A 25,309-nucleotide genomic window follows, 5' to 3' on the forward strand; every position below is an offset into this window, starting at 1 on the left:
GCTTGATACCCTATCCAAGATGCCGTGTGAGAGCGTTTGATTGGTTTACCCAAAGGCGACTAGGCTGTGCCATGGAGTGCTTACAGTGTGGCACCTCTTGAACTTACCGCCAATTGCCTGAAGAACGCCGAATGAAACGTCTATTAATCGTGGCCCACTCCCCCTCCATCAATACCCGCGCCTTGAGCGAGGCCGTACAGCGAGGTGCAGAACATGAGGATATCGAGTCAGTGACGTGCATCGTCAAAACGCCTTTCGACGCAGGACCGACGGACATCCTCGATTGTGACGGTATCGTATTGGGCACTACCGAAAACCTAGGCACCATGAGCGGCGCGCTAAAGGACTTTTTCGACCGCAGCTACTACGGCGTACTGGAAGAGAAGCAGGGCCTGCCCTGCGCGCTCTACATCCGCGCGGGCCATGATGGAACGGGTACTCGTCGGGCAGTGGAAAGTATCGTTACGGGACTACGCTGGCGTTGGGTGCAGGACCCTCTGATTTTTCGCGGCGAGTGGCAAGAGGCGTTTATCAGCCAAGCCGAAGAGCTGGGCATGACCCTTGCTGCTGGGTTGGATAACGGATTGTTTTAACATCTTGAAACGAAAAACGGCACCGCTCAGGGTGCCGTTTTCATTACGGGGAAGAGCGCATATTACTTCAAACGCTCGAACACCGTGGCAACCCCTTGTCCCATGCCAATACACATGGTGGCTAGGCCCAGGGTGGTATCGCGCTGCTGCATGACGTTCAGCAGTGTCGTGCAAATGCGCGACCCGGAGCAGCCTAACGGGTGACCCAAGGCGATGGCACCGCCGTGCAGGTTCACTTTTTCGTCCATGACATCCAGGAAGCCTAGGTCTTTCAACACCGGCAGCCCCTGGGCGGCAAATGCCTCGTTCAGCTCGACGGTTTGAATATCCGCTGCAGACAAGCCAGCCGCTTTCAAGGCTTTTTTAGATGCAGGTACCGGACCATACCCCATAATAGATGCATCGCAGCCTGCGACACCGGTTGAGAGTACTTTGGCAATCGGCTCCAGCCCCAGCGCCTGGGCACGCTCGTAGCTCATCACGGCCATGGCGGAAGCGCCCACTGAAAGCGCTGACGAAGTGCCCGCCGTCACGGTACCGTTACGCGGATCGAAGACCGGCTTCAGGTTCGCCATGGATTCCAGGCTGGCATCGGCGCGAATCACCTCATCGTTTTTCACAAGCACTTTGAAGCCACGCTGGTCGTGACCTTCGACGCCGATGATCTCATTGTCGAAGTAGCCCTTCTCCATCGCCGCTTGTGCACGTTGATGCGAACGGACACCGAACTTGTCCTGATCTTCGCGGGAAATACCGTGCATTTTACCCAGCAGTTCCGCCGTGAGCCCCATCATCATGGCGGCTTTGGCCGCGTATTTACTCGCCGCCGGATTCACGTCGACGCCGTGAGCCATCGGTACGTGCTCCATGTGCTCAACACCGCCGATCACGTAAAAATCACCCATGCCCGCCTTAATGTTTGCAGCAGCAATATGCAGTGCGGTCATCGAAGAGCCGCAGAGGCGGTTCACCGTTTGGGCAGGCACCGTACGAGGAATACCGGTCATGATCGCCGCGTTGCGAGCGATGTTCATGGACTGCTCTAGTGTCTGATTGACGCAGCCCCAGATCACGTCGTCTACTTCCGACGGATCCAGATTAGGGTTTCGGGTAAACAGCGCCTGCATCACGGCAGCGGAGAGGTTTTCGGCACGCACGTTGCGGAAGGCGCCGTTTTTCGCTTTCGCCATGGCGGTACGAACACCGTCCACCACCACGATATCTCTCGGATTCAAACTCATCTTATTTCTCCTGTGGGTGGTGACTTAGGCCTGAGCGCTTGCCGTGGCGCCCGCATAGAACTGCTCGTTGCTCTTGGCCATGGCGCGGAGCTTCTCGGTAGGCGCGTACAGCGGCCCTAGTTCTTCTGCCAAACGATCCGCCATCGCGACGAACTCAGCCACGCCCAGCGCGTCGATGTAGCGCAGCGCACCGCCACGGAAGGGAGGGAAGCCAATGCCGTAAATCAGCGCCATGTCGGCTTCTGCGGGCGTATCGACGATGCCATCTTCCAAGCAACGCACGGTCTCAAGGCACAGCGGCACCATCATGCGAGCAATGATGTCCTCATCCGAAAACTCTTTTTGCTCTTTCACCACTTCTTTTACTAGTGCGTAAGCCTGCTCGTCGCTCACTTTCTTCGGCTTACCCTTCTTATCTTCTTCGTAGGCGTAGAAGCCTTTGTCGTTCTTCTGGCCCAAGCGCTTGTTATCGTACATGACCTGAATAGCCGTTTTACCCTCACGTGCCATACGATCTGGGAAGCCCTCAGCCATCACATCATTGGCGTGCACGGCGGTATCCATGCCGACGACGTCCAGCAGGTACGCCGGGCCCATTGGCCAGCCAAACTTCTCCATGACTTTATCGACGCGCTGGAAGTCGGCACCTTGCTCGACCAGGAAGCTAAAGCCACCGAAGTAAGGGAAAAGCACACGGTTGACCAGGAACCCAGGGCAGTCATTCACCACGATGGGGGTTTTACCCATGGCCCGAGCATAAGCCACGGTTGCGGCAACGGCGGCGTCCGAGGTTTTCTCACCACGAATGACTTCCACCAGCGGCATGCGGTGCACGGGGTTGAAGAAGTGCATGCCACAGAAGTTTTCCGGGCGCTTCAGATTCTTGGCCAGACGGTTAATCGAAATGGTCGACGTGTTGGAAGTCAGAATCGTGTTCTCACTTACCTTGTCCTCTACTTCGGTCAACACGGCGTCTTTGACGTTGGGGTTCTCGACCACCGCTTCTACGACCAAATCGACATTACTAAAATCGCCGTAAGAGAGGGTTGGACGGATATTGGAGAGTTTTTCGGCCATCTGCTCGGTGGTGAGCTTCTTACGCTCTACCTGTTTAGCGAACAGTTTGCGGGCTTCTTTGAGGCCAAGCTCGATGGCATCGTCCTTGATGTCTTTCATCAGGATCGGTGTGCCCTTGCTGGCACTCTGGTAGGCGATACCCCCACCCATGATGCCAGCACCCAACACGGCGGTTTGCTTGACTGGCTGCGCCTGTTTCTCGTACTTGCTGCCTTTCTTCTTGACCACTTGGTCGTTCAGGAACAGGCCCACCAAGTTGAAGGCAACGCTGCTTAGCGCCAGTTTGGCGAACGACTTGGCTTCGATGGCTTGAGCGCGGGCGCGGGTCTCACCGGCGCCTTTTTGGATCACTTTGATCGCTTCAACCGGGGCGGGATAGTGCGGGCCCGCTTTGCCAGCGACGTATCCTTTAGCGGTTTCGAACGCCATCATTTGTTCGATGGCGTTGAGTTTGAGCGGTGATTTTTTCTCTTCGCGACGAGCGTGATAATCCAATTCGCCTGCATTGGCGCGGTCGAGGATATCCAGTGCCGCCTCTTCCAACTGCTCGTGGGCAACAGCGGCATCCACGGCGCCTACTTTCAAGGCAGCATCGGCACGGTTTTCGGTACCACCAGCAATCCACTCGACGGCATTATCGGCACCGATCAGGCGCGGCAGACGCACGCAACCGCCCCACCCCGGCAGAATACCCAGCTTGGTTTCCGGCAAGCCAATTTTGGCTTTCTCACTCATCACGCGGAAGTCGGTGGTTAGCAGGACTTCGCAGCCGCCGCCCAGCGCCAACCCGTTGATTGCCGTCACCGTAGGGAAAGGCAGGTCTTCAATGGCGTTGAAGATGTCGTGAACCTTGAGGTTCATCTCCACCAAGTACTCTTCGCCCTTGTGGAACAGGCTGTGGAATTCTGTGATGTCGGCGCCGACGATAAAGGCGTCTTTGGCGCTGCGAATCATCAACCCTTCCAAACCACTTTCGGCCTGAATCGCTTTGACAGCGTCGCCTAGCTCGGCCACGACGGCGCTAGATAGCTTGTTGACGGACTCATCTTTCAAATCGAAAGTGAGCATTGCGATGTCATTGCCACCCTGGGTGTCACGACGCTCCACCGTGATGGCATTGCCTTGATAGATCATTCGCGCTCTCTCCACAAGTTCGGGCTGGCACGTCGGTAACGTGCCCGCCACGCATTTCATACGGTCGTTTGATTGCTTTAGCTTGGTTGAGTTACATCAGTACGTCAAGCCCTGACTTTTGGCTAATTCGCTTGCCCCCCAGTTCACATGGCCATGAGCACATTTCTTGCGCTTTTTTCTTCCACACTTCGTCGTCACATCGACTTTAATCACGATCCCAACGATCATATACGTTTCATTGATGAGTTTTTGACGCTATGGGGACACTCCTCACACCCGCGCGACTAGAAGCACTGCAAGGATGCATAGAACGAATCGTCGAGCGCTTGAAGCCCTGGAGCTGGCTTTGGCCACCGATGGCGTTTGCGGCCGGGCTCGGCAGCTTTTTTTTGGTGGATCGGCAGCAGTGGCTAGGCGCAGCTTTGGCACTCGGCCTGCTGTTCGCTTGGCTACTACTGCTATCTGAAAGTGTGATTGGCCGCTGGCTCTCCCATCGTGGTCACCCGACGCTGCCGAAAGGCGTAACGGCCTTTATTGCGCAAATGATCCACCAAGAGACGCTTTTTTTCACCCTGCCCTTTATTCTAGTCACTACGGTGTGGAACAGTGGACAAGCACTCTTCGCGCTCTTGGTCATAGGCATGGCCGTGTGGTCGATCATTGACCCGCTCTACTACAAACTCGCTGGCCGCTGGCGCAGCCTCTATTTCATGTTTCATGCTCAGTGCGTCTTTCTTGTTCTGCTGGTGATACTCCCCATCATGGTTCACCTGACCACCGGCCAGAGCATGCTACTTGCCTTAGTCTTGACGGTACTCGTGGCGCTGCCCAGCTTCTGGCATCTACTCAAAAAACGCTCTCTCGCGCGCTGGTTGGGATTTTTTGCGCTTACCGTGCTACTGGCCTACGGGGCATGGCTTGGCCGCGTATGGGTACCGCCCGCCAGCCTGTGGATGACCAGCACGGCGCTCTCCCCCGCTTTCGATACGCAGCAGCGCGCCCCGCAAGGGTCGCTGACCCTGACGCCCGAGGCCATTCGCAGCAACGGCCTGTACGTCTATACGGCCATTCGCGCCCCGCGAGGGCTGAGCGAAACGATTTACCATGCGTGGCATCATAATGGAAAAGCGCTGGATACCGTTGCACTGGCGATCAACGGTGGCCGCGAACAGGGATACCGCGCCTGGAGCCATAAACAGAATTTCCCTCAAGACCCCTCTGGCGAGTGGCGTGTCGATATCATGACCGACGGTGGCCAGCGGCTTGGATTGATTCGGTTTACTGTCTCGGAAGATGTTAACGCCGCTACCGTGGCCGATGGCACGGTCCGTGCGAGCGGTTTGAGCGCTCTGAATTTACGTCGTTTCATTCCGGGTAATGGCGCCACCCAAAATGACGCTAATCAGACCGAGTGACAGAACGCCTTGCATTCAGCGGCGCAGCTTATGACAATTCGTTCACTTACACTTTTGGCAGTTAGTTACCTATGGCATCAACAATTGGTTTTCGTATTGCTCGTTTGCCCCATCTGTGGCGCTCGATCCTCGATCGCAGGCTGGCACCATTAGGGCTGACCCAAACCCGGTGGGTGACGCTGTACCATCTTTGGAAACTGGGGGAAGGCAATCCTCAGTGTGATTTGGCGCGCGCGATCGGTGTCGAGGCGCCGTCGTTGGTGCGTACTTTAGGACAGTTGGAGGCGCAAGGTCTGGTCGAGCGTCGCGCCTGCGATAACGATCGACGCAGCAAACGGCTCTATCTTACCCCAGCCGCCATGCCGCTCCTGGAGCAGATCGATAGTGTGGTACTGGCTGCGCGTCAGGAGATGCTAGCGGGCTTGAGCGAACAGGACCTGGACCAGTTGGATAAGTGGCTTGCGCTGATCGAATCCAACGGTCTGGCGATTCAGGCAAGGGATCAAGATAGCCCCACAGCCTAATCATTAGACGTTTCCTTGTTCCACGCCATCTGGCGCTAGCGGTTTGGCGGGTGGGTGGTCTGAAAGGCCGCTCAACGCCTTCTTGAGAGGTTCGATATCCGCCAAATAGCGCGTAAACCGCTCGGCGGTTTGTGATTCCCACCACCATAGCGTCAGCGAATGGGCGTTAGATTCCAATACCAACGCATCCTGAGGCAGACGCTCTAACAGAGTTCGTAAGTGTGTGCTGGCCACATCGGGCAAGGGACGCAGCGGCGCAATGCGCCAGCGCCAGCCTGCATGAAAGGGCTCTAATGCCTCACTGGCATTGGAGTTTCTCACCAATAAAAAATCTGGCCCAGGCGCGGACTGCGCGTAGTGCCAGCGATAAGCCGGCATGGTGCCTCTAAAGTGATGGAGCGGCGGTTTGGCCATTTTGACCATCACCCCCTGACGCGCTGCGCAGGAGCGCAGCGCCATCTGGCGCTTTTGGCGCGGGCTTGGTTTTAACCACATGACTGGCGCAATCACAAACATCAGAATAAAAACGATGATCAACCATTCCATTGCAACGCTTACCCTCTTTTCGTCAAACTCAACTCGCAATATTTAAAAACCATGACCTAGGTCGTTGTTAAGATTCATTTTCAGACCTAAAGTAAAGGTATCGAACAGAGCCTTTCTGTGTGGCACATCACCAAGGAGATACGCCATGAGCTATCGCCATATCCTGGTCGCCGTCGACTTAACCAAAGACTCTCACAAAATCCTTGAGCGTGCGGTGGCGATTGCCGAGCGCAACAACGGCGCGAAAATTTCGATCATGCACACTCTGGAACCCTTGGGATTCGCCTACGGCGGCGACATACCCATGGACCTCACCAGCATACAAGACCAGCTCGATGATCATGCCAAAAAACGCTTGGCTGACATTGCTGCTCCCCACGTCGACGCCGCCGATCAACACGTAGTCGTGGGTATGCCTGACACCGAGATCCACCGTTTCGCCGATGAGCATAACGTCGACTTGATCGTGGTCGGCTCCCATGGTCGCCACGGTTTCGCGCTGTTACTGGGCTCTACGTCGACCGGTGTTCTTCACGGCGCACAGTGCGATGTGCTCGCCGTGCGTGTGGGTAAAAAAGGTGAAAAAAGCGACGAGTGACTTGTCAATCTCAAAGGCCCCTCACGGGGCCTTTGGCATTTCACTACGCGTTCTATTCTCCGTTCGCCATGGCTTCTAACTCCATCCAGCGCTCCATGGCACTATCCAACGCTTGCTGGGCCTTCTCGAGTGACTGTAGCTTGGCAGTGACCGCCGTGGCTTCCTGCTGATAAAAAGCGGGGTCGCCAATCTCTTTCTCAAGTGCTTCCACGTCACTCTCTAGCCGTTCGATATCAGCAGGCAGCGCATCCAATTCACGTTGAAGCTTGTAAGAGAGCTTGACGGTTTTTTTCGCAGGCTCCGCCGCCATTGCCGGTGGCGTTTTTTCTTCCGCTGCGCGAGTAGGCTCCGTTTGTTGACGCGCTGCCCCCTCCCAGGGAGCGGGCGGCAGCTGCCCTCCTTGACGAATCCAGTCGGTGTAGCCCCCCACGTATTCGCGCACACGCCCTTCACCTTCGAAGGCCAGCATGCTGGTCACCACGTTATCCATGAAGGTTCGGTCGTGGGAAACCAGAAGCAGCGTGCCATCAAAATCGAGCAGTAGCTCTTCGAGTAGCTCCAGGGTTTCCATGTCCAGGTCGTTGGTGGGCTCATCCAGCACCAACACGTTAGCAGGCTGCGTGAACAACTTGGCTAAGAGCAGGCGATTGGACTCACCACCGGAAAGCGCTTTCACTGGCTGACGAACGCGGTCTGGGGTGAACAGAAAATCTTGCAGGTAGCTCATGACATGGCGGTCTTTACCGCCCACGCTAACGCGATCACTCCCCTGGGCTACGTTGTCATACACCGTTTTTTCCAACTCGAGGCCGGCCCGTAGCTGATCAAAATAGGCCACTTTGAGATTAGTGCCCAACTGTACGCTGCCTTCGGTAGGGGCCAGCTCGCCAAGCAATATTTTCAACAGCGTGGTTTTACCGGCACCGTTACGCCCCAAGAAGCCGATGCGGTCGCCACGCATCACTTCCAGGTTCACGTTGCGCAGGATCACCTCATCACCAAAGCGCTGAGTAACGCCTTTGAGCTCGACCACCCGCTTACCGGTGCGTTCGCCACTATCCACCGTGAGATTGGCGGTGCCTTGACGCTCGCGGCGTTGGCTGCGCTCATTGCGCATGGCTTCTAGCGCGCGGACGCGCCCTTCGTTACGGGTACGGCGCGCTTTGATCCCCTGGCGAATCCAGGCCTCTTCCTGAGCGAGCTTTTTATCGAACAATGCATTTTCGCGCGATTCGACCTCCAGCTCGTGCTGTTTGCGCTCTTGATACTCGCTGTAGACACCGGGATAACGCCCGAGCTTCCCGCGATCCAGTTCTAAAATATTCGTGGCGAGTTTCGACAGAAACGCACGGTCGTGGGTGATCAGCAGCACAGCGCCGTTGAAAGCGAGCAGCTGCTCTTCCAGCCACGCGATGGTATCGAGGTCCAAATGGTTGGTCGGCTCATCCAGCAGCAGTAGGTCCGGCTCGGAAACCAGCGCACGGGCCAGCGCCACCCGACGACGCCAGCCGCCGGAAAGTGCGCTCATCTCCGCTTCGGGTGGCAAACCCAGTCGTGTGAGCACGACATCGATACGCTGATGAAACGACCAGCCGTCAATGGCCTCGAGCCGCGTCTGAAGCGTCGCCATGCGATTCATGTCCGGGTCAGGATCGTTGATCAGGTGTTGATATTCCGACAGCAGCTCACCTGCTTCGGGCAGGCCTTGGGCCACCATATCGAAGATGGTCATCCCCGAGGATTCGGGAAGCTCCTGAGCCAGCACGCCGATTTTCAAACCGGGGGCGCGCCAAATGGTGCCATCATCCGGCTGAATATCGCCCGCTACGAGCTTGAGTAGCGTGGATTTACCGGTGCCGTTGCGTCCGACCAGCGCCAGCCGCTCGCCTCTTTCAACCGTCAGGTCGGCGCGATCGAGCAGTACTTGGGTGCCGTAAGCGAGTTGCAGCTGTTCGAGTCGTAACAGGGTCACGCAGTGTCCTCCTTCATCGTGAGGCGCACAGTGTAACGCATGCTTCCGAATTACGATGCACCCTTGTAGAGCCAAGCGAGACAACGTGCTAACGTCACGGAAGGATCACGACTATAAAGCGGTGTTTAAAGATGCGGGCAAGGTGAAATCACCGTGACAGTTACGGTCTCCATGCATTTCGTCAACGAACTCTTTCGTGGCCTTACATTTGCGGGGCAGCCCCCCACGCATTATCTAGTACAGGCGGGCATTTCCCCCTTTTTACTCAGCGCCCCTCACGGGCGTGTTACCGTCGAGCAGTTCGCGGAGTTATATCGTCGGCTGGCCGTCGAGTTAGACGATGAAACGCCGCGCTTTTTCTCCCGCCCGTTACGCTGCGGAACGCTCAAGCTGCTTTGCTTGAGTATGTTGGACGCGCCAACGCTCCAGGTAGCCCTCCATCGCTACACCCAGTTTTTTCGCATCATGCTGGATGACTTTGGCTACACCTTTACCATCGACAACGACCTAGCGAGGATGGCGCTCGAGGAGCATGCGCCGCTGCCGGGCAGCCGTATTTTCGTGCACGAATTAATGCTCAAGCTTTTTCATGGCATCGCTTCATGGTTGATCGCTCGCAAGATACCGCCCGTGTTGATGGAGTGCAGCTATCCGCAACCCACACACAGTGCCGACTACCTCTACTTCTACCCTGGCAAAGTAAAATTCGATCAGCCACAAACGGCCGTTTACTTCGATAAGTCGCTATTGGAGCAGCCTATCCGGCAAACGAAGCGGCACCTAGGGGCTTTTTTACAGCGCGCCCCCGCGGATTGGTTCTATGTCTCGTTTGAAGATCGTTTAGCGACTCACCGGGTGAGAGAGCATCTCAGCCGTCACCTGCCGGATGCATGTACCGTGCAAGAGGTCGCCGAGGCGCTGCATGTCTCCGTTCGAACACTATCGAGGCATTTACGACTGGAGGGGACGCACTTCCAAGCCGTGAAAGATGAGTACCGCCGTGACTATGCGATTCAAGCGCTCACCCGAAGCCAGCGGACGCTCGCTTCCATCGCAGAAACGCTGGGCTTCGAGGACTTGGCCTGCTTTAGCCGCGCCTTCAAGCAGTGGACGGGAAACTCCCCTGCCGCCTACCGTAAGGCACAGGCGACAGGGTGAGGTGGTAGCGTCTATACCTCCGTGCGGATGCGCTTTTTATCTAGCTTGCCGACACTGGTTTTGGGAATTTCATCGACGATACGGATCAGCGAGGGAACGCCCCAACGGTTCAGCTTTCCTTGCGCAACAAACTGCTCCATAAAGCCCTGAATCGCTTCAACGGTAGGCGGTTGCTCGATATCACTGGGCACCACCAGCGCAGCCGGTCGCTCCCCCCATTTATCATCTGCCACGCCAATCACTGCTACTTCAGCAACCCCGGGGCACTGGCTGATATAGCTTTCCAACTCCAACGATGACAGCCATTCGCCGCCCGTTTTGATGACGTCTTTAATGCGGTCGCTAATCGATAGGAAGCCGTGCTCGTCCAGCGATCCCACATCCCCGGTATGCAGCCAGCCATCCTGCCACAGCTCTTCACTGCGCTGCTCTTCTTTATAGTAAGCCTGGGTGAGCCAAGGCGCTTGAACACGCACTTCGCCCACGCTTTTACCATCGTGGGGGAGCGGTTGGCCGTCGAGATCGACCACCTGCAGCCTGACAAACGGCACCGGAAGCCCCGCTTTGCAGCGCCACGGAAGCTGATGCTCGAAGTCAGCCTCAGTGACTTCTTTCGGTAATATATCGGCCGTGAGCAGCGGGCAGGTTTCCGACATCCCGTAGGCGCTACGGGTATCGATCCCCAACGCCCAGGCACGACTTGCCAATGCCTGAGTCAGTGCGCTGCCGCCTACCAGAACCTTCCAGCCAGTTAGATCGACCTTCTTCGACGCAATCGCCTCGGCACTGACCACCATGTTGAGCAGCGTCGGTACACAGTGCGAAAAATCGACCTTTTCACTGACCAGCAGCTTCACCAGCATCTCGGGCTCGTATTTGCCCGGATACACCTGTGTCGCCCCTAACAGCGTGGCGGTGTAAGGGACGCCCCAGGCATGCACGTGAAACATCGGCGTAATCGGCATATACACCTTATCTCGGTTCAGCAGCTCGAAGCCGGGCGCTTGGAACGTGCTGGCTTCACCTAGCGTGTGCAACACAAGCTGACGGTGGGTGAAAAACACCCCTTTCGGATTGCCCGTGGTACCGGTGGTGTAGAACAGGGTGGCCACGCCATTTTCATCGAACGTGGGAAACTCATAGTGGCTGGGTTGCTCAGCCAGCAGCGTTTCAAACTCTCCCACCAGGGGGAGCGGAGTGGTCACTTCCTGGGTGGTTTCCTGGCAGAGTAGATAACCGCGAATATTGGGCAACTGATGGGCCAGCGGTTCCAACAGGGGCACAAAGTCTTCATGCACCAGCACAAAGACATCTTCCGCGTGTTCCATGGTGTATAGGATCTGCTCAGGCGCTAAGCGGACATTCACTGTGTGTAGCACCGCACCGATCATGGGAATGGCGAAAAAACACTCTAGATAGCGGTGGCTGTCCCAATCGAGCACGGCCACCACGTCACCGGCCTGAACGCCTTGTGAGGTTAAAAGGTGGGCCAACTGTTGAACACGCTCTTGAAACCGACGGTAGTCGTGACGGGTTTGATCACGATACACAATCTGATTGTTGCCCGCCATGCGCACACCGGACTCCAGCAGATCCTTGATCAGCATGGGAGGGTTGGTGGCAGAGGACGTCGAAGGAAGCAGTTTTGGCGTTATCGTCGACATAAGACCTACCTTTGATTGTTATTGGATACCGGGGCGGCTTAGCGCTCGATCAACAGCGCGATGCCTTGCCCACCGCCAATGCAGAGCGTAATCAATCCAAAGCGCCCCTGAATACGCTCCAGCTCATGCAGCGCCTTCAAGATTAAGATGGCGCCCGTCGCCCCCACGGGGTGGCCAAGCGCCACCGCTCCACCATTGGGATTGAGCTTTTCGAGCGGAAAGCCGAGCGTCGCGGCCACTGCCATCGCTTGGGCCGCGAACGCTTCATTGGATTCAATCACATCGATATCGTTGATCGTTAGCCCTGCCTGCGTTAGGCAGCGCTTGACCGCAGGAATCGGCCCTAACCCCATCAGCGATGGCTCCACACCCGCGGTGGTGGCGACTCGAAGCCGCGCACGCACAGTGAGCCCCCGAGTCTGCGCCTCTTCGGCATGAGCCAAGACCAGCGTTGCCGCGCCATCATTAATACCCGAGGCGTTGCCAGCCGTGACCACGCCGCCGCGTTTGAACGCAGGTTTTAGACGTGCTAAATCACTGAGCTCAACACCCTCGCGGACATGCTCATCACGGGCAAAGGCCAGCGTTTGCTTACCTTTCGTCACCTCAACTGGCACGATTTGAGTATCAAAACGCCCTTCTGATATCGCCCGCGCTGCTTTTTGATGGCTATCGAGGGCGAACTGATCCAACTGCTCACGACTCAATCCATACTGCTGAGCGATATTTTCAGCGGTGAGCCCCATGTGACCACTGCCAAATGGGTCGCTGAGCACTCCCAGGGTCAAGTCTTGAAGGGAAGTGTCACCCATCCGGATGCCATGACGCGCCTGGGGAGCCAATACGTAGGCACCACGGGACATGGTTTCGGCACCGCCTGCTAAGGCAAGACGGCTATCACCCATGGCAATTTGCTGCGCCGCTGACACCACCGCTTGGACTCCGGAGCCGCACAGCCGATTAACATTAAAGGCGCCGGCTTCTTTAGGGACGCCTGCATCGAGCGCAACATGGCGAGCCAAGTAGGCATCTTGTGGGCCGGTGGTAATAATATGACCGTACACTGAGTGATCAATATCGGCGCCGTCTACCCCAGCTCGGCGTAGCGCCTCTATGGCCGTGATGGTACCTAACTCGTGCGGGGCAAACGATGACAGCGCCCCGCCAAACCCACCGATGGCCGTACGTGCACCGCCCACGATGACTACGCTATCCAGCTGCATATCTTCTCCTTGTTGAAAATGACACGCTCACGCTTGCCGCCTATTCAGAAGCTTTGCCCAGCAGCGAGCGCGCGATCACTTCTTTCATGATTTCAGAACTACCGGCATAAATCGTTTGTACCCGTGCATCCAGATAAAAGCGTGAAATGGGGTACTCCTGGGTGTAGCCGTAGCCACCAAATAGCTGCAAGCAGCGATCGATCGCCTGGCACTGCAGCTCGCTCAGCTGTAACTTGAGAATAGCGGCATCGGTACTGCTCATGGTGCCTTGTCGATACCGTTCGACACACTGCTCAAAATAGGCCCTTGCCATCTCCAGTTGGGCTTTAATCTGCGCCAGCGTAAAACGAGTATTTTGAAAATCGCCGATTCGCTGGCCGAAGGCTTTCCGCTGGGTGACGTACTCAAGCGTTAGCGCCAGCGCCCCTTCTATCGCCCCCAACGCTTGAGCGCTTACCCCCAAGCGCTCCCGGGGCAGCTCTTGCATGAGGTAGCGAAATCCTTCGCCCTCTTCACCTAGTAGCGCGTTGGCAGGCAGCTGTAATTGATCGAAGGCTAGCTCCGCCGTATCACTGGCATGCTGACCTATTTTTTTGATCGGCTTACCCCGGGAAAAACCAGGCAACGTGGTGTCCACCAAAAATAGCGAGACCCCTTTTGCGCCAGCAGTAGGATCCGTTTTTGCGCAGACAATCACCAGGTCAGCTAATTGACCGTTGGTGATAAACAGTTTGCTGCCATCGAGCTGCCAACCCTGATCTGTTGGGGTGGCACGCGTTCTCATTGCGGCCAAGTCACTGCCTGCATGAGGTTCGCTCATGGCAATCGCTCCTAAGCACTCACCTTGAGCCATTCGCGGCAGCCATGTCTCTTTTTGTTCAGGCGACCCCAGATTCAGTACATAGGGCATCACGATATTGGCGTGAATGTTGTAGGCACTGGCAAGGCCACCAAAGCCATGGCGAGACATCTCTTCAAGCGCCAACTGTGTGAGGGCAATATCCGCTCCAGAGCCGCCGTACGTCTCCTCTAGATCTATCCCAAGCAATCCAGCGGCTCCTAGTGCCTGCCATAACGAACGTGGAATCTCGCCAGCCTCTTCCCACTGTGGGTAATACGGCGCGACTTCCTGTGCTAAGCAGCGGGTTATCATGGTGTGAAAAAGCGCGTGCGTCTGCTCGTCCATCATGACTCCTTGAGATCATGACGCAGATGGCGCTTTAAAATTTTTCCCGCCGTGCTTTTGGGGAGTGCGTCGGTGAAGACGATCCGTTTAGGGACTTTGTAAGGCGCCATGATGCCTTTGACGTGGTGAATCAGCGTTTTTTCACTGACTGCCTGGCCCTCTTTTAATACCACCACTGCCGTAATCGCTTCGATCCACTTTTCATCCGGCAGACCTATCACCGCCACCTCAGAAATCGCCTCGTGCTTGAACAGCGCCTCTTCCACTTCGCGGCTGGCCACCAACACACCGCCGGTGTTAATCACGTCTTTAATGCGATCAACAATGTATAGATATCCCGCCTCGTCGACATAACCGACATCCCCTGAGTGAAACCAACCGCCTTGAAACGCTTCAGCGGTCATCTCGGGCTTATCCCAGTAACCCACCATGAGCTGCGGCGAGCGATGCACGATTTCACCGTGCTCCCCTGGGGCGACATCGTTTCCCTCTAAATCGACGATACGCGTTTCTACCGTGAGAATCGGACGACCCGCCGATGCCGGGCGCTCGGCATGCTCTTCGGGTCGTAAAACAGTCGCCAAGGGCGCTATTTCGCTTTGGCCGTAACAGTTGTATAACCCCACACCGCTAAAGCGCTGCTGCATCTCTTCGAGTACGGGCACCGGCATAATGGAGGCACCGTAGTAGGCTTTTTTCAGGCAAGAGAGGTCGTGCTGGCCGAACTGCGGATGGCGTAAGAGGCTTATCCACACCGTAGGCGGCGCAAAAAAAGAGCTAATCTGGTGTTGAGCCATGGCCGCTAAGCAGCTTTCGGGCAGCGGCGCCTCCAAAAGAGTGACCGGGGCACCGAGCAGTAATGCAGGCATTAAAAACACGTGCATTTGCGCTGAGTGGTAAAGCGGCAATGCGGCCAACATCGCCTCATTGCCTTTGATATCCAGCTCCACCATACACGCCATGTATTCAGCCATTAGCGCCTGATGGCTCATCATCGCGGCCTTGGGCGCGGCGGTCGTGCCCGAGGTGTAGAGCAGCTGGGCAAGGCTACTCCCTTCTAGCGCGACGTCAGGTTCTTTACTTGAGTGGGACGAACCGACGCTGGCTAATACATCGAAGCCGCTAGGCTCTACAGCATGCAAGGTGCCATTCACCGTCAGCGTGATGGATTGAGTGGCCTCACACACTTTGTCAGCCAGCGACGCATCACTCAGCACTCCCTTAGCGCCTGACTGCTGCAAAATGTAGCCAAGCTCCTCACTACTCAGGGCAAAATTGACCGGAACATGCACCAGCCCAGCCTTAACCGCTGCCAGCCAAGCAATCACGTAGGCGTCGGAGTTTTTGCCATAAACGGCTAGGCGGTCTCCTGGCACCAGCCCTGCCTCCAAAAGGGCGTTAGCCACTTGGTTAGCGGCAGCATTGAGGGTGTGATAGCTCCAAGAGCGCTCAGCGAAGCGAAGAGCCAGCTGCTGAGGATATTTACCTGCGCTGCGGTTAAGCGCAGCGCCAATGGTATTACGATGGATTGAGTCGGCAAGCGTCATGCTAAGTCCTTGTTGTTATGGTCTAAAAGGCTTCAGCGATGGATTAACTCGTTACCAATGGGCAGACGCTTTCAGACAGCGGCCTGAACGCTTCCTCTGCGGGGATAGTCCGCACGATGCGGAACAAGTCATCTTCATTGGCCGACTCTTCCGGTGTTTTCACTTCGACAAGATACATATCGTGCACCATGCGACCGTCTTCTCGGATATAGCCATTCGTGGCAAAGATATCGTTAATCGGCGTATCGGCCATCTGCTGGCGAACCGTTTGTGTATCATCGGTGCCTACCGCGGCAATGGCTTCTAGGTAGTGGCGCGTACTGGAATAAATTCCGGCGTGCACCATGGTCGGCATGCTGCCCGTGCGCTCACGAAAACGTTCCGCCCAGTCACGCGTCTCTTCATTGAGGTCGTAATACCACGCCTTGGTAAACTGCAGACCCTGCGCATTCTCAAGTCCAATACTGCGAATATCAGTACTAAACAGCACCATCCCTGCCAACACCTGGCCTGCTTGGGTAACCCCAAACTCCCCTGCTGTTTGCACTGCGTTGATAGTGTCCCCACCGGCATTGTTCAGGGCGATGACATCCGCCCCAGACGCTTGCGCCTGCAGCATAAACGATGAGAAATCGTTGTTGGGGAAGGGGTGGCGGGCGCGCCCTACGATGGTCCCGCCATTTTCAGTGACGACACGCTCGACGTCCGCTTCAAGTGCGTGACCAAACGAGTAGTCAGCGCTCAATAAGTACCAGTTTTTGTAGCCCTCTTGCGTAATCGCTTTAGCAGTACCATTAGACATTGCCCAGGTGTCATAAACCCAATGAATATGATTGGGAGAACAGTGCTCATTGGTCACTCCAGATGAAACCGCGCCGTTCACTAACCCCAGCTTATCGGCCTCTTGCAACAAGCTCACCGCCGCCAATGTGACCGATGACGCCACCAAGCCTGTGACCATATCCACGTTACGCTCGTCGATCCATTCACGCACGACGCTGGAGCCCACGTCGGGACTATTTCGGTCGTCGGCACTAAACACAACGATATTGGCACCCTGCACGCTACCCCCCACATCTTCTATGGCCATATGAATGGCATCCTCACCAAGGGGGCCGATGGGGTCACGGTAAACCCCCGACATATCAGCTAGATAACCAATACGAATTTCGTTATCCGAGATCCCTTCATTGGCCATTACCTGGGGCGCACAGGCGGCCGTAAGCACCGCAGCGGATAGCGCTGTCATTGCGAAGTGACGTGATAATTGCATGATTTATACCTGTCTATTGTTGTTATTGAAGGAGTATTTACTGTGCATTTATTCGATGGACCCCTTGCATAGTAAAAGTAAACACCCGGCTACTGTTTACCTAACAAGCCAGTTTTTTTGCAATTCGTGCCATTCGTACCGCGTGCAGATTGTAGGCGCATTAGTGGTTGTGAGCCGCCAGCGTTACAATAGCGTTAATGACCCATGGCGGAGGAATACAGTTTGGCAAGCATTGAGGCCGATACGTTTTTACCCGAAGCACTGCAATTTCGCCCCGAGACACCCTTGGTGGACATTGGCGCGAACTTGACCCACGAAAGCTTCCAGCACGACCTGGATGACGTGCTAGCGCGGGCCAAGGCGGCCAATGTTACGACGCTGATCGTGACCGGCACCGATATCGCCCACGCTAAGCAGGCTGTGCACATGGCGCAGCAGTACCCGGGGGTTCACGCAACGGCGGGCGTTCACCCTCATGATGCCAGTGGATGGACCGACACGGTCGCCCAAGAGATGCGACAGCTCTATGGCATGCCGGAAGTGGTGGCGGTTGGAGAGTGCGGGTTGGATTTTAATCGCAATTTTTCCACCCCAGCGCAGCAGGAGCATGCCTTCGAGGCCCAACTGGCACTGGCGGCAGAAAGCGGCCTGCCACTGTTTCTACATGAGCGGGATGCAGGAGCGCGCATGCGGGATATCCTCCGCCACTGGCGAGATGACATTAGTGAGGCAGTGATACACTGCTTTACGGCGGATCGAGCGACCCTGCATGGCTATCTGGACCTAGACCTACACATCGGCCTCACCGGCTGGATTTGCGACGAGCGCCGAGGGCATCATCTACGCGAAGTGGTGCGCGACATTCCGTTGGACCGACTGATGGTGGAAACCGACTGCCCTTACCTACTGCCCCGGAATTTGCCTGCTAAATTGAAGGGACGCCGACACGAACCGGCTTTGCTGCCATGGATCGTGCAAGAGATCGCCCGTTGGCATGAGGTAAGCGACACCGAGCTGGGGGCTGCTTCGACGCAGACCGCCCGACGTTTTTTCCGTATTGAATGCTGATGCTTAAAAGGAGCAACTGCGTGGCTGACTATCCTGGCTTCATTGCCATCGAAACAGGCGAAGACCATGGCCTGCCGCTCTCCATTGCCTGGTCGCTGCCCGATGGACGTATCAAACAAACGCTGATTCAGCCTGACGATAGCTGGATCGACGAAGACAGCAACGTCATGGGCGCGTACAGTATCGAAGAGTTGGAGAGTTTAGGGGTCAGCCCGCTGGACGTGATTCGCGAGCTGGAGAACGACCACTTCTCAGCGACTCTCTATACCAGCGATAACGGCGAAGACGAAGCCGCGCTCGCCAGGCTTTTCGATACTTATGGTCTGGATCCTTTCGTTGAACTTGCACCGGCCAAGGTGCTCTACGACCGGTTGGATGCCGGAGAGTGGCATCGCCTACGTAGCGAAGCCTTCAACGATCTTGGCCTGGAACCGATGCGCCCTGAGCACGAAATAGAAGTGATGCTGACCCTCCACCGCCAGTTAAACATACAGGATTAAACCGCGGCACATGCCGCTAGCTGCGCTCTTCCCTTGTCAATGGCGTCATCGAGAGAGGCGTGTTTCTGGTAATAGTGCTCCAACGCTGTATGAAAAGCGTTGGCGCGCAGCGGTAACCCCTCATATAAATAGGTCTGCGCTCTTGCAGCAACCTTTGCGGCGAAGGCGTCTCGGTCTACCTCGACCTCCCCCCCTAAGTTGTCAACGCTGACGTGGAACGTGCGCCCACAGGCATGAGCGAACAGTCGTTCGAGGGCCTGTGGCGCAATTTCTGCTCGCTCGAAGGCCTGCTGCTGTTCGGCATTCCGACCATCCGGTAGATACCAGTAGCCATAGTCTTCGAGCTGCCGCCGCTTTTCCCCTGCGATACACCAATGGCTAATTTCATGAAGCGCGCTGGCAAAATAACCACGAGCAAAAATAACTTGATGATACGGAAATTCGGCACTTGCGGGACGATAAAGCGGCTCATCGCCCCCTTTGACGAGACGCGTTTGAAACTGCTCTAAAAACACACCATCGAACAGCGCCCTGATATCGTCGAGCGTCCAACGCTCTTTTTCGTGTGTGACCATGTTGATACTTTCGTGATGCATTTCGCGCAGTATACCCCTGCCCCTCCACAAGGCTAAAGAGGAGACGGCAAAGCACAGCGACTCCTGCTACTCTATCGACTTTTCTTAGGTCTCTTTGCTAAACAGGAGCCATACTTTGGGCGGCTTTACTAGCGATATCAAATCCATCTACTGGCCAGAAACATGCACGCTGGTCACATTGGCACTGCCGATTTGTGGTGCACAGCTGGCTCAAGCGGGCATGAGCGTAGTGGATGTCATGATGACGGGCAGGCACAACGCCACCGACTTGGCGGCGGTCTCTGTCGGGTCGAGCTTATGGATGCCGCTGATGCTCTTCATGACCGGCACCCTCATGGGCTTGACGCCCATCGTGGCACACTTGCTGGGTGGCCAGCGCCACGACGCCATTCGCCCAGCCGTGCATCAAGCTTTGTGGGTAGCGTTGGCATTGGGCCTACTCTCCGCAATCTTGCTATGGGTCGCCGTGGCGCCTATTTTCGAACGCATGGACGTGCCGTCGAGCGTTGCAAAGGAGTCCGCTGCCTACCTTAGCGCTGTGGCGTTTGGCATGCCGGGCATTGCTCTCTTCCAAGCACTACGCGCCTTTTCGGATGGCATGAACCACACCCGCCCCGCCCTGTGGATCAGCTTGATCGGTTTGGCCGTCAATGTCCCCTGTAACTATTTACTCATCTACGGCGGCGAGGGTTTGTCGATTCTGTTTGGCGATCTCGCACCCGTCAGTTGGCAGCAGCTCCCGGCACTGGGTGCTTTTGGCTGTGGCATTGCCACCGCCATATCCATGTGGACCATGGCCATCGCTATGGCGCTTTACACTCGCCGCGGCAACACCTATCGCAGCGTGTCATTATGGCAGCAGCTGACGCCACCTCGTTTAGCGGGCATTCGCGAGCTCGTCGTCGTAGGGGTGCCGATCGGGGTGGCTATTTTCGTCGAAGTCACGCTGTTCACGCTGATCGCGTTATTCATTGCCAGCTTCGGTGAAGTGACCGTTGGCGCGCACCAAATCGCGCTCAGCTATACGACCATTCTGTTCATGTTACCGATGTCGTTGAGCATGGCACTGACCGTTCGCGTAGGTAACACGCTTGGCCAACAGCGCTTGACTATGGCGCGCCAAGTGGCTTGGAATGGTATCGTCATCAGCGTCATTGTTGCTGCCATCAATAGCACGCTATTGTGGTTCACTGCGCCCTGGGTGATATCGCTTTATACCTCGAATGCAGATATTCAAGCGTTAGCGCTTACCATCATTTCACTGGCGGTGATTTTTCAGCTTTCTGACTCCTTACAAGTCAACTTGGCTGGCGCACTCAGAGGCTACAAAGATACGCGGATCGTGATGGTAATTACCGTGCTCTCTTACTGGATCGTTGGTTTGGGAGGCGGGCACTGGCTAGGAACCTACGGCCTGGGGAGTGTGTCTGACCCGTTGGGTGTACACGGCTACTGGATTGGGTTGATTGCGGGCCTCAGCACAGCTGCCTGTTTATTGGCTTGGCGTTTAAAAAGGATCAGTCGACAGGAGTGATGTATGCCCAAACCATTCCGCACCCTCTGGAGGCCGGTCGCTACGGTTTTTTTACTTGTTGGGTGTAGTGACGACAGCGCTGAGCACGCCTGGGAGCAATACCACCAGCAGTTGGCAGCGGCGCTCGATACACCACTGCCAACGCGATCAGAGCCGCGTAACATAGGTGCTTTCCCTGAGCGTCAGCAGCGCTTGATCGACGTGCCAGAAACCCGCGACGGCATGCTCAACATCTACGCGCTGCGTGAGTGCCAAATTACGTCCTTGATTGCTGCCCGCAATAATCAGTTGGGCCGTGTCGCCCCTCCCAGCCAGCACTGGCTTTATGAACGCTCTCTATGGCAACGCTTGGACGCTTGCTGGAATAGCGATATCCCCAACACTCTAGGCGATGACGACAAAGCACGCTTGGCGCAGCTAACCGATCTAAAAACCGAGCAGCTACCCGCTGTGAGCTGGAACGCCATCTTCGATTCCGACGAGTGGGAAAAAAGCTTTTCCAGGGCTAGCAGCCCACTACCCCCAGGGGGGACGGACGACATTAGCGAGCAGCTAGCTGCCCTCACTTATCTTCGTCAAATGGTCAATGAGCAGTTCAGCCATCGATGGGAGCAAGACTCTTCACGACTTGAGAATCACCTTAAGACATTACAGGAACGACCGCTTACGGCAGAGGTTCTGCGCGCGCTCCTCCTCGCGGAACAGCGACTCCGTGAAGCTAATCAACTGCTCACGCAGACCTCTGACGAAGAAGCCTGTCTCACCGTGGACACACCCGTTTGGATCGAGACGATGGCCACTCACTCACAGCAATGGCTCGTTAGCGTCAATCAATTGATCGATGCCCACCCAATCACACCTCCCGATGCTGTTGCTACTTACCAACGCGACTGGCTCTCACTGGATAATCCAGAGGCACCGTGGTCGCAATTTCAATCGACCTGGAAAGAACATACCGCGTTAAAGAGCGCACACACTACTTGTACACCTGATTAAAAATCATGTTTACGCTTAACCTGACGGTCAAGCTGTGCTATTGGTGAAGGTAGCGGCAGGCGGTGATCGCTGCTTGCCAACGTCGTGGCCACGCAGTACAAGGAGGGACACCATGGGCGCACCCCTGTCAACTCGCTCTGCCCAGGTCATCGACCTGGAAACCGTGCGTCAGCGTCATCAGGCGCGAAAGTATTTAGTGCGTTTAGCCCCAGAGCTAGATGGATTAGAGATGGTCTACCAGCTCGCTGCGAGTCCCGACACCTACTACGGCCTGCCGATTCTTGCTTGGGGGCTGAGAGAAGATGGTAGTGTCGTTGGCCTCGTTCCTTGGATGGAGTCACTCGTTGCTTGTCATGAGCTAGATAGTCATGAGAGTGGTGTTTTCGTTGGTTATCGTGACCCAGAGACAGACGAAATCTTCGACACTCCGCCTGACCACAAATACGATGAGCTGATCGCGGCAGCCGGTTACTTCGAGTATGAATCATCTGGCGACGTCACACTGATTCAGCAGCTTCCCGACACGTTAGGCACTCATGCGCTCTGCATGAATCACCCTAGCGCTCCTTGGCACATGAAGCCGGTGTATGGATGGCGCCTTTATAGCAATGGCAGCGTCGAGGCGGTCTTGGCAGATGAGCAAAAGGCCACTATGACACCGATCTTACTGGGGGATGAATGCCTTTACGATGCCCACTCCCAGCATCAAACCGTCTACTTCTTCCAGCGCCACATTGCCAACCGCATTTTGGACGAGGACCCAGCCACACTAGAGGCACTTGCCATGATGGTCGTACCCAGTAGTGACCATCCATAATCCTCTATGCAAGGCGTTTACTCTTTAGTCGGTAAACGCCTTGTCTCTCTCCACAGGGTCATGCTAAGCGGATAAAGTAGACGTATTGATCGCCCTCACTCTCCTTATGTAACAGTTCGTGGCCAAGAAATTGGCAGAACTTTGGCACATCACGAGTGGTGGCAGGATCGGTCGCCACGACTTTCAAGATTTGGCCCGACGCCATATCTCGCACTTTGTTATGCATCAACATAATGGGCTCTGGGCAATAAAGCCCTGTGGTATCTAATGCCGTATCGAACGCGGTGGAATCATCCGTAGTATCAGTCATCGACTCTCTCGGTTAGGAAACGGACCTATGATAAAAATCATCATTGAACGACGCATTATGCCCGGTTTAGAAGACGAATATGAACAGGCCGCACGCGAGGCCATGCGTGTCTCTCTGGGTGTCCGGGGCTTCGTTGGTGGTGAAACCTTGGTAGAGCTTGGCCACACCGACCGCCGTTTGATGATCACCAAATGGCGCGACCTGCGCGCCTGGAAAGAGTGGCACGGGAGCGAAGAGCGCGCCATGGCCATGCAGCGTATTTTACCGTTGCTCACGGAAGATGAAACCATCCGCATCTACGAGCCGGGCTACTAGGACACAGCAGTTGCCATACTAATGCGCTAATCTGACGTGTACCGTCACTTCTTCGCGATCGTGATAGAGGTGGCGGCATCGAATCGTGGCGTGGACCCCAGACGCCGCCAATGTTTCTTCCAGTGCCGCCAGACAGCGTGTCACTTCATCCCAACGCTTTTTCATCGGCAGTTTGAGGTTGAAAATCGCCTCCCTACACCATTTGCGCGTTAACCAGCGCTCAACCATGGCCAATACGCGTACTGGCTTATCGACAATGTCACACACCAGCCAATCCAATCGCTGGGGCGGCTCCCACGCAAAACCATCCTCACGTAGATGATCGATTTGCCCAGTGTCCATGAGCTGCTTATTCATGGGGCCATTATCGATGGCATAGACATACATACCACGCTGCACTAACTGCCATGTCCAGCCGCCCGGCGCTGCCCCAAGATCTGCCGCTTGCATGTGCGCGGCCAAACGCTCATCCCACTCGTCTCTGGGTATGAATTCGTGCCAAGCTTCCTCCAACTTCAACGTCGAGCGGCTGGGCGCGCGTGAAGGAAAACGCAACCGACGAATTCCGTTGATGAGCTCGCTGCGATTATCAGGAAAACTCATCCCTAGCTGGACACGGTCACCATCGGTCCAAAATATGTGTAAACGTCGGCCACCCGCTTTTTTGCGAAGCGCTCCTCGCTTTTTCAGCATGCTTTGCAATGGCTTGGTCAACGCCTTGATCAAACCCGCTAACGCTTTTCCCTCATTCGTATCCGGCGTTTCATGCCAAATGTCTTCAAAACTCCAACGGCTTGCTTTGATTTGCTCCAAGATAGCCGTTAGCCTATCATCACGCGACAATGCTAACGCAGGTAGCGCCGCTAAGCTCTGTCTGGCGAAGATGAGTCGATGGAAGGCGGCCCGACGATGTAAATCGTTAATGGCCTCTCCGTCTTGGCGCGTGACACTTACCCAACCTTCACCTCGCACCGACTCACAGGGCACGTCAAGTTGCTGTGCATGATGCTGCATCTCTGCTAACGCATCGTTTTCAAACCCTGGTCGGCAGTAAACAAGCCATGACGTGGGTACCGTATCGCTCACCTTTCACCTCAAAATCATTTGCAATCCATAAATGCGATATTTATCACTTGCTCGCTCGGCGGCCTGCATCATAGCACTTTGCGCGCCTCGCTCTAAGCGCGTCGTCTTTTCATTAGAAGTGTCGTACACTATCCAAACAGTATCTTGAGTCCTTCCTTCTTGGTGGGGCTTTTTTTATGCCAGACAGTACCATTTGACTAACAACGCACGCCGTGTCGTTCGGCCGCGTTTGCCAAGGAGAGCATCATGGGGCAGCGTCCTCCCCTCTTGATTAATCGTCTCGACGCAGATCGTCTGCAGCGCTTGATCGATAACGCCACCGACAAGGATCAAATGGTGGCTGAGCTTTTACAAGACGAGCTTAGTCGCGGAGAAGTAGTGGATCCTGAAGACATTCCCGACAACGTCGTCAGTATGAACAGCCAGATTCAGTTCACTGACCTAACGCGTAACCAGCAGATGGTGCGTACACTGGTGTACCCGCACTCTCTCAGCACGACGAAAGACGCTATTTCGATCATGGCCCCCATTGGAGCCAGCCTATTAGGGCTCAAAGTGGGCGACACCATCGACTGGCCGCTGCCCAATCAGCAAAATGCTCGCCTGCGAGTAGACGCGATTCTCTGGCAACCCGAACGCGAGAAGCAGTACCACCGCTAACGTCGATCAAAAGAGCCACTTATGCGAATAGGAAGGTGGCCAGTGCCCGTACCTTAGCAATGAACGGGATGGGTGAATAATAAATGCATGAATAATGCTATTCGCCCTTCCCCGCTTATGGTTTTTCACTTCCCCTTCGTGCACACAGCAAAAAACCCCGAGCACAGCGTACTCAGGGCCTGAATAATGGCGCGCTTATCGAGCGCGCAACAAAAAACCCAGCCGATTGGCTGGGTTCTTTGCGGTATAAGTGCCTGATTATGTTCGGGCCGGCCA

General features: G+C 55.7%; 24 protein-coding genes. 12 read left to right on the forward strand and 12 right to left on the reverse strand.

The annotated features are described in order from the left end of the window. The first annotated feature begins 131 nt into the window (after positions 1-131). Positions 132-593 (forward strand): NAD(P)H-dependent oxidoreductase, encoded by a 462-nt coding sequence (locus MHM85_RS11600; protein WP_139528436.1) that lies wholly within the window; start codon positions 132-134, stop codon positions 591-593. A 62-nt stretch (positions 594-655) separates the two neighbouring features. Here MHM85_RS11600 and fadA read toward each other — a convergent pair whose 3' ends face one another. Further along, complete coding sequence (gene fadA, locus MHM85_RS11605) at positions 656-1,834, reverse strand: acetyl-CoA C-acyltransferase FadA (RefSeq protein WP_139528435.1); 1,179 nt, start codon at positions 1,832-1,834, stop codon at positions 656-658. A 24-nt stretch (positions 1,835-1,858) separates the two neighbouring features. Next, positions 1,859-4,045, reverse strand: coding sequence for a fatty acid oxidation complex subunit alpha FadB (gene fadB, locus MHM85_RS11610; RefSeq protein WP_139528434.1), 2,187 nt, complete (start codon positions 4,043-4,045; stop codon positions 1,859-1,861). A gap of 257 nt (positions 4,046-4,302) precedes the next feature. Here fadB and MHM85_RS11615 point away from each other — a divergent pair, with 257 nt between their 5' ends. Beyond that, positions 4,303-5,460: a DUF5924 family protein gene (locus tag MHM85_RS11615; protein WP_139528433.1), complete on the forward strand. Its 1,158-nt coding sequence runs from the start codon at positions 4,303-4,305 to the stop codon at positions 5,458-5,460. A gap of 71 nt (positions 5,461-5,531) precedes the next feature. Beyond that, a complete protein-coding gene (slyA, locus tag MHM85_RS11620) occupies positions 5,532-5,984 on the forward strand; it encodes a transcriptional regulator SlyA (protein ID WP_139528432.1) in 453 nt (150 codons plus the stop codon). Between the two features lie 3 nt (positions 5,985-5,987). Here the strand turns inward: slyA and MHM85_RS11625 are convergent, their stop codons facing one another. Then, entirely contained in the window at positions 5,988-6,530 is a 543-nt protein-coding gene (locus tag MHM85_RS11625) for a preprotein translocase subunit YajC (protein ID WP_139528431.1), read from the reverse strand. Positions 6,531-6,675: 145 nt separating this feature from the next. Between MHM85_RS11625 and MHM85_RS11630 the strand changes: the two genes are divergently transcribed. After that, positions 6,676-7,128: a universal stress protein gene (locus tag MHM85_RS11630; RefSeq protein WP_139528430.1), complete on the forward strand. Its 453-nt coding sequence runs from the start codon at positions 6,676-6,678 to the stop codon at positions 7,126-7,128. A gap of 52 nt (positions 7,129-7,180) precedes the next feature. Here MHM85_RS11630 and MHM85_RS11635 read toward each other — a convergent pair whose 3' ends face one another. Beyond that, on the reverse strand, positions 7,181-9,100 hold the full coding sequence (locus MHM85_RS11635) for an ATP-binding cassette domain-containing protein (RefSeq protein ID WP_139528429.1): 1,920 nt from the start codon (positions 9,098-9,100) through the stop codon (positions 7,181-7,183). Positions 9,101-9,253: 153 nt separating this feature from the next. Here MHM85_RS11635 and MHM85_RS11640 point away from each other — a divergent pair, with 153 nt between their 5' ends. Continuing rightward, positions 9,254-10,258, forward strand: coding sequence for an AraC family transcriptional regulator (locus MHM85_RS11640; protein ID WP_139528428.1), 1,005 nt, complete (start codon positions 9,254-9,256; stop codon positions 10,256-10,258). An 11-nt stretch (positions 10,259-10,269) separates the two neighbouring features. Here the strand turns inward: MHM85_RS11640 and MHM85_RS11645 are convergent, their stop codons facing one another. The 5 genes from MHM85_RS11645 to MHM85_RS11665 are packed head-to-tail and all read right to left on the reverse strand — an operon-like array spanning position 10,270 to position 17,151. Then, complete coding sequence (locus tag MHM85_RS11645) at positions 10,270-11,922, reverse strand: fatty acid--CoA ligase (protein ID WP_139528427.1); 1,653 nt, start codon at positions 11,920-11,922, stop codon at positions 10,270-10,272. A gap of 38 nt (positions 11,923-11,960) precedes the next feature. Next, positions 11,961-13,145: a beta-ketothiolase BktB gene (gene bktB / locus MHM85_RS11650; RefSeq protein ID WP_139528426.1), complete on the reverse strand. Its 1,185-nt coding sequence runs from the start codon at positions 13,143-13,145 to the stop codon at positions 11,961-11,963. A 40-nt stretch (positions 13,146-13,185) separates the two neighbouring features. Further along, positions 13,186-14,331 carry an acyl-CoA dehydrogenase family protein gene (locus MHM85_RS11655; protein WP_139528425.1) on the reverse strand — a complete coding sequence of 382 codons (1,146 nt, stop codon included), beginning with the start codon at positions 14,329-14,331 and terminating at the stop codon, positions 13,186-13,188. Continuing rightward, positions 14,331-15,878, reverse strand: a complete 1,548-nt coding sequence (locus MHM85_RS11660) for a fatty acyl-CoA synthetase (RefSeq protein WP_139528424.1) — start codon at positions 15,876-15,878, stop codon at positions 14,331-14,333. Before MHM85_RS11660 ends, MHM85_RS11655 begins: the two co-directional genes overlap by 1 nt. A gap of 43 nt (positions 15,879-15,921) precedes the next feature. After that, the gene (locus MHM85_RS11665) at positions 15,922-17,151 is read right to left on the reverse strand and encodes an ABC transporter substrate-binding protein (protein ID WP_218013991.1); all 1,230 of its coding nucleotides are present in this window, start codon (positions 17,149-17,151) and stop codon (positions 15,922-15,924) included. A 222-nt stretch (positions 17,152-17,373) separates the two neighbouring features. On the opposite strand from MHM85_RS11665, the gene MHM85_RS11670 reads away from it, so the two are divergent. Then, entirely contained in the window at positions 17,374-18,219 is an 846-nt protein-coding gene (locus MHM85_RS11670) for a TatD family hydrolase (protein WP_239286072.1), read from the forward strand. Between the two features lie 20 nt (positions 18,220-18,239). Next, a complete protein-coding gene (locus MHM85_RS11675; protein WP_139528422.1) occupies positions 18,240-18,719 on the forward strand; it encodes a hypothetical protein in 480 nt (159 codons plus the stop codon). Here MHM85_RS11675 and MHM85_RS11680 read toward each other — a convergent pair. Beyond that, positions 18,716-19,294: an elongation factor P hydroxylase gene (locus MHM85_RS11680; protein ID WP_139528421.1), complete on the reverse strand. Its 579-nt coding sequence runs from the start codon at positions 19,292-19,294 to the stop codon at positions 18,716-18,718. The two genes, MHM85_RS11675 and MHM85_RS11680, sit on opposite strands and share 4 nt — an antisense overlap. A 136-nt stretch (positions 19,295-19,430) precedes the next feature. Between MHM85_RS11680 and MHM85_RS11685 the strand changes: the two genes are divergently transcribed. From MHM85_RS11685 to MHM85_RS11695, 3 genes are all read left to right on the forward strand, one after another. Then, positions 19,431-20,849, forward strand: coding sequence for an MATE family efflux transporter (locus MHM85_RS11685; protein ID WP_139528420.1), 1,419 nt, complete (start codon positions 19,431-19,433; stop codon positions 20,847-20,849). A 3-nt stretch (positions 20,850-20,852) separates the two neighbouring features. Next, on the forward strand, positions 20,853-21,845 hold the full coding sequence (locus MHM85_RS11690; protein WP_139528419.1) for a DUF3080 family protein: 993 nt from the start codon (positions 20,853-20,855) through the stop codon (positions 21,843-21,845). A gap of 112 nt (positions 21,846-21,957) precedes the next feature. Then, a complete protein-coding gene (locus MHM85_RS11695; protein ID WP_139528418.1) occupies positions 21,958-22,662 on the forward strand; it encodes a hypothetical protein in 705 nt (234 codons plus the stop codon). A gap of 58 nt (positions 22,663-22,720) precedes the next feature. On the opposite strand, the gene tusA is transcribed toward MHM85_RS11695, so the two are convergent. Next, positions 22,721-22,972, reverse strand: a complete 252-nt coding sequence (gene tusA / locus MHM85_RS11700; protein ID WP_139528417.1) for a sulfurtransferase TusA — start codon at positions 22,970-22,972, stop codon at positions 22,721-22,723. Between the two features lie 27 nt (positions 22,973-22,999). Between tusA and MHM85_RS11705 the strand changes: the two genes are divergently transcribed. Continuing rightward, a complete protein-coding gene (locus tag MHM85_RS11705; protein WP_139528416.1) occupies positions 23,000-23,287 on the forward strand; it encodes an antibiotic biosynthesis monooxygenase family protein in 288 nt (95 codons plus the stop codon). 18 nt (positions 23,288-23,305) lie between these two features. Here MHM85_RS11705 and rlmM read toward each other — a convergent pair whose 3' ends face one another. Further along, complete coding sequence (gene rlmM / locus MHM85_RS11710) at positions 23,306-24,373, reverse strand: 23S rRNA (cytidine(2498)-2'-O)-methyltransferase RlmM (RefSeq protein WP_139528415.1); 1,068 nt, start codon at positions 24,371-24,373, stop codon at positions 23,306-23,308. 246 nt (positions 24,374-24,619) lie between these two features. On the opposite strand from rlmM, the gene rnk reads away from it, so the two are divergent. Beyond that, a complete protein-coding gene (gene rnk / locus MHM85_RS11715) occupies positions 24,620-25,033 on the forward strand; it encodes a nucleoside diphosphate kinase regulator (RefSeq protein WP_139528414.1) in 414 nt (137 codons plus the stop codon). Positions 25,034-25,309: the final 276 nt, after the last annotated feature.

The organism is Halomonas sp. McD50-4 (assembly GCF_022348135.1).
Lineage (GTDB): Bacteria > Pseudomonadota > Gammaproteobacteria > Pseudomonadales > Halomonadaceae > Vreelandella > Vreelandella piezotolerans.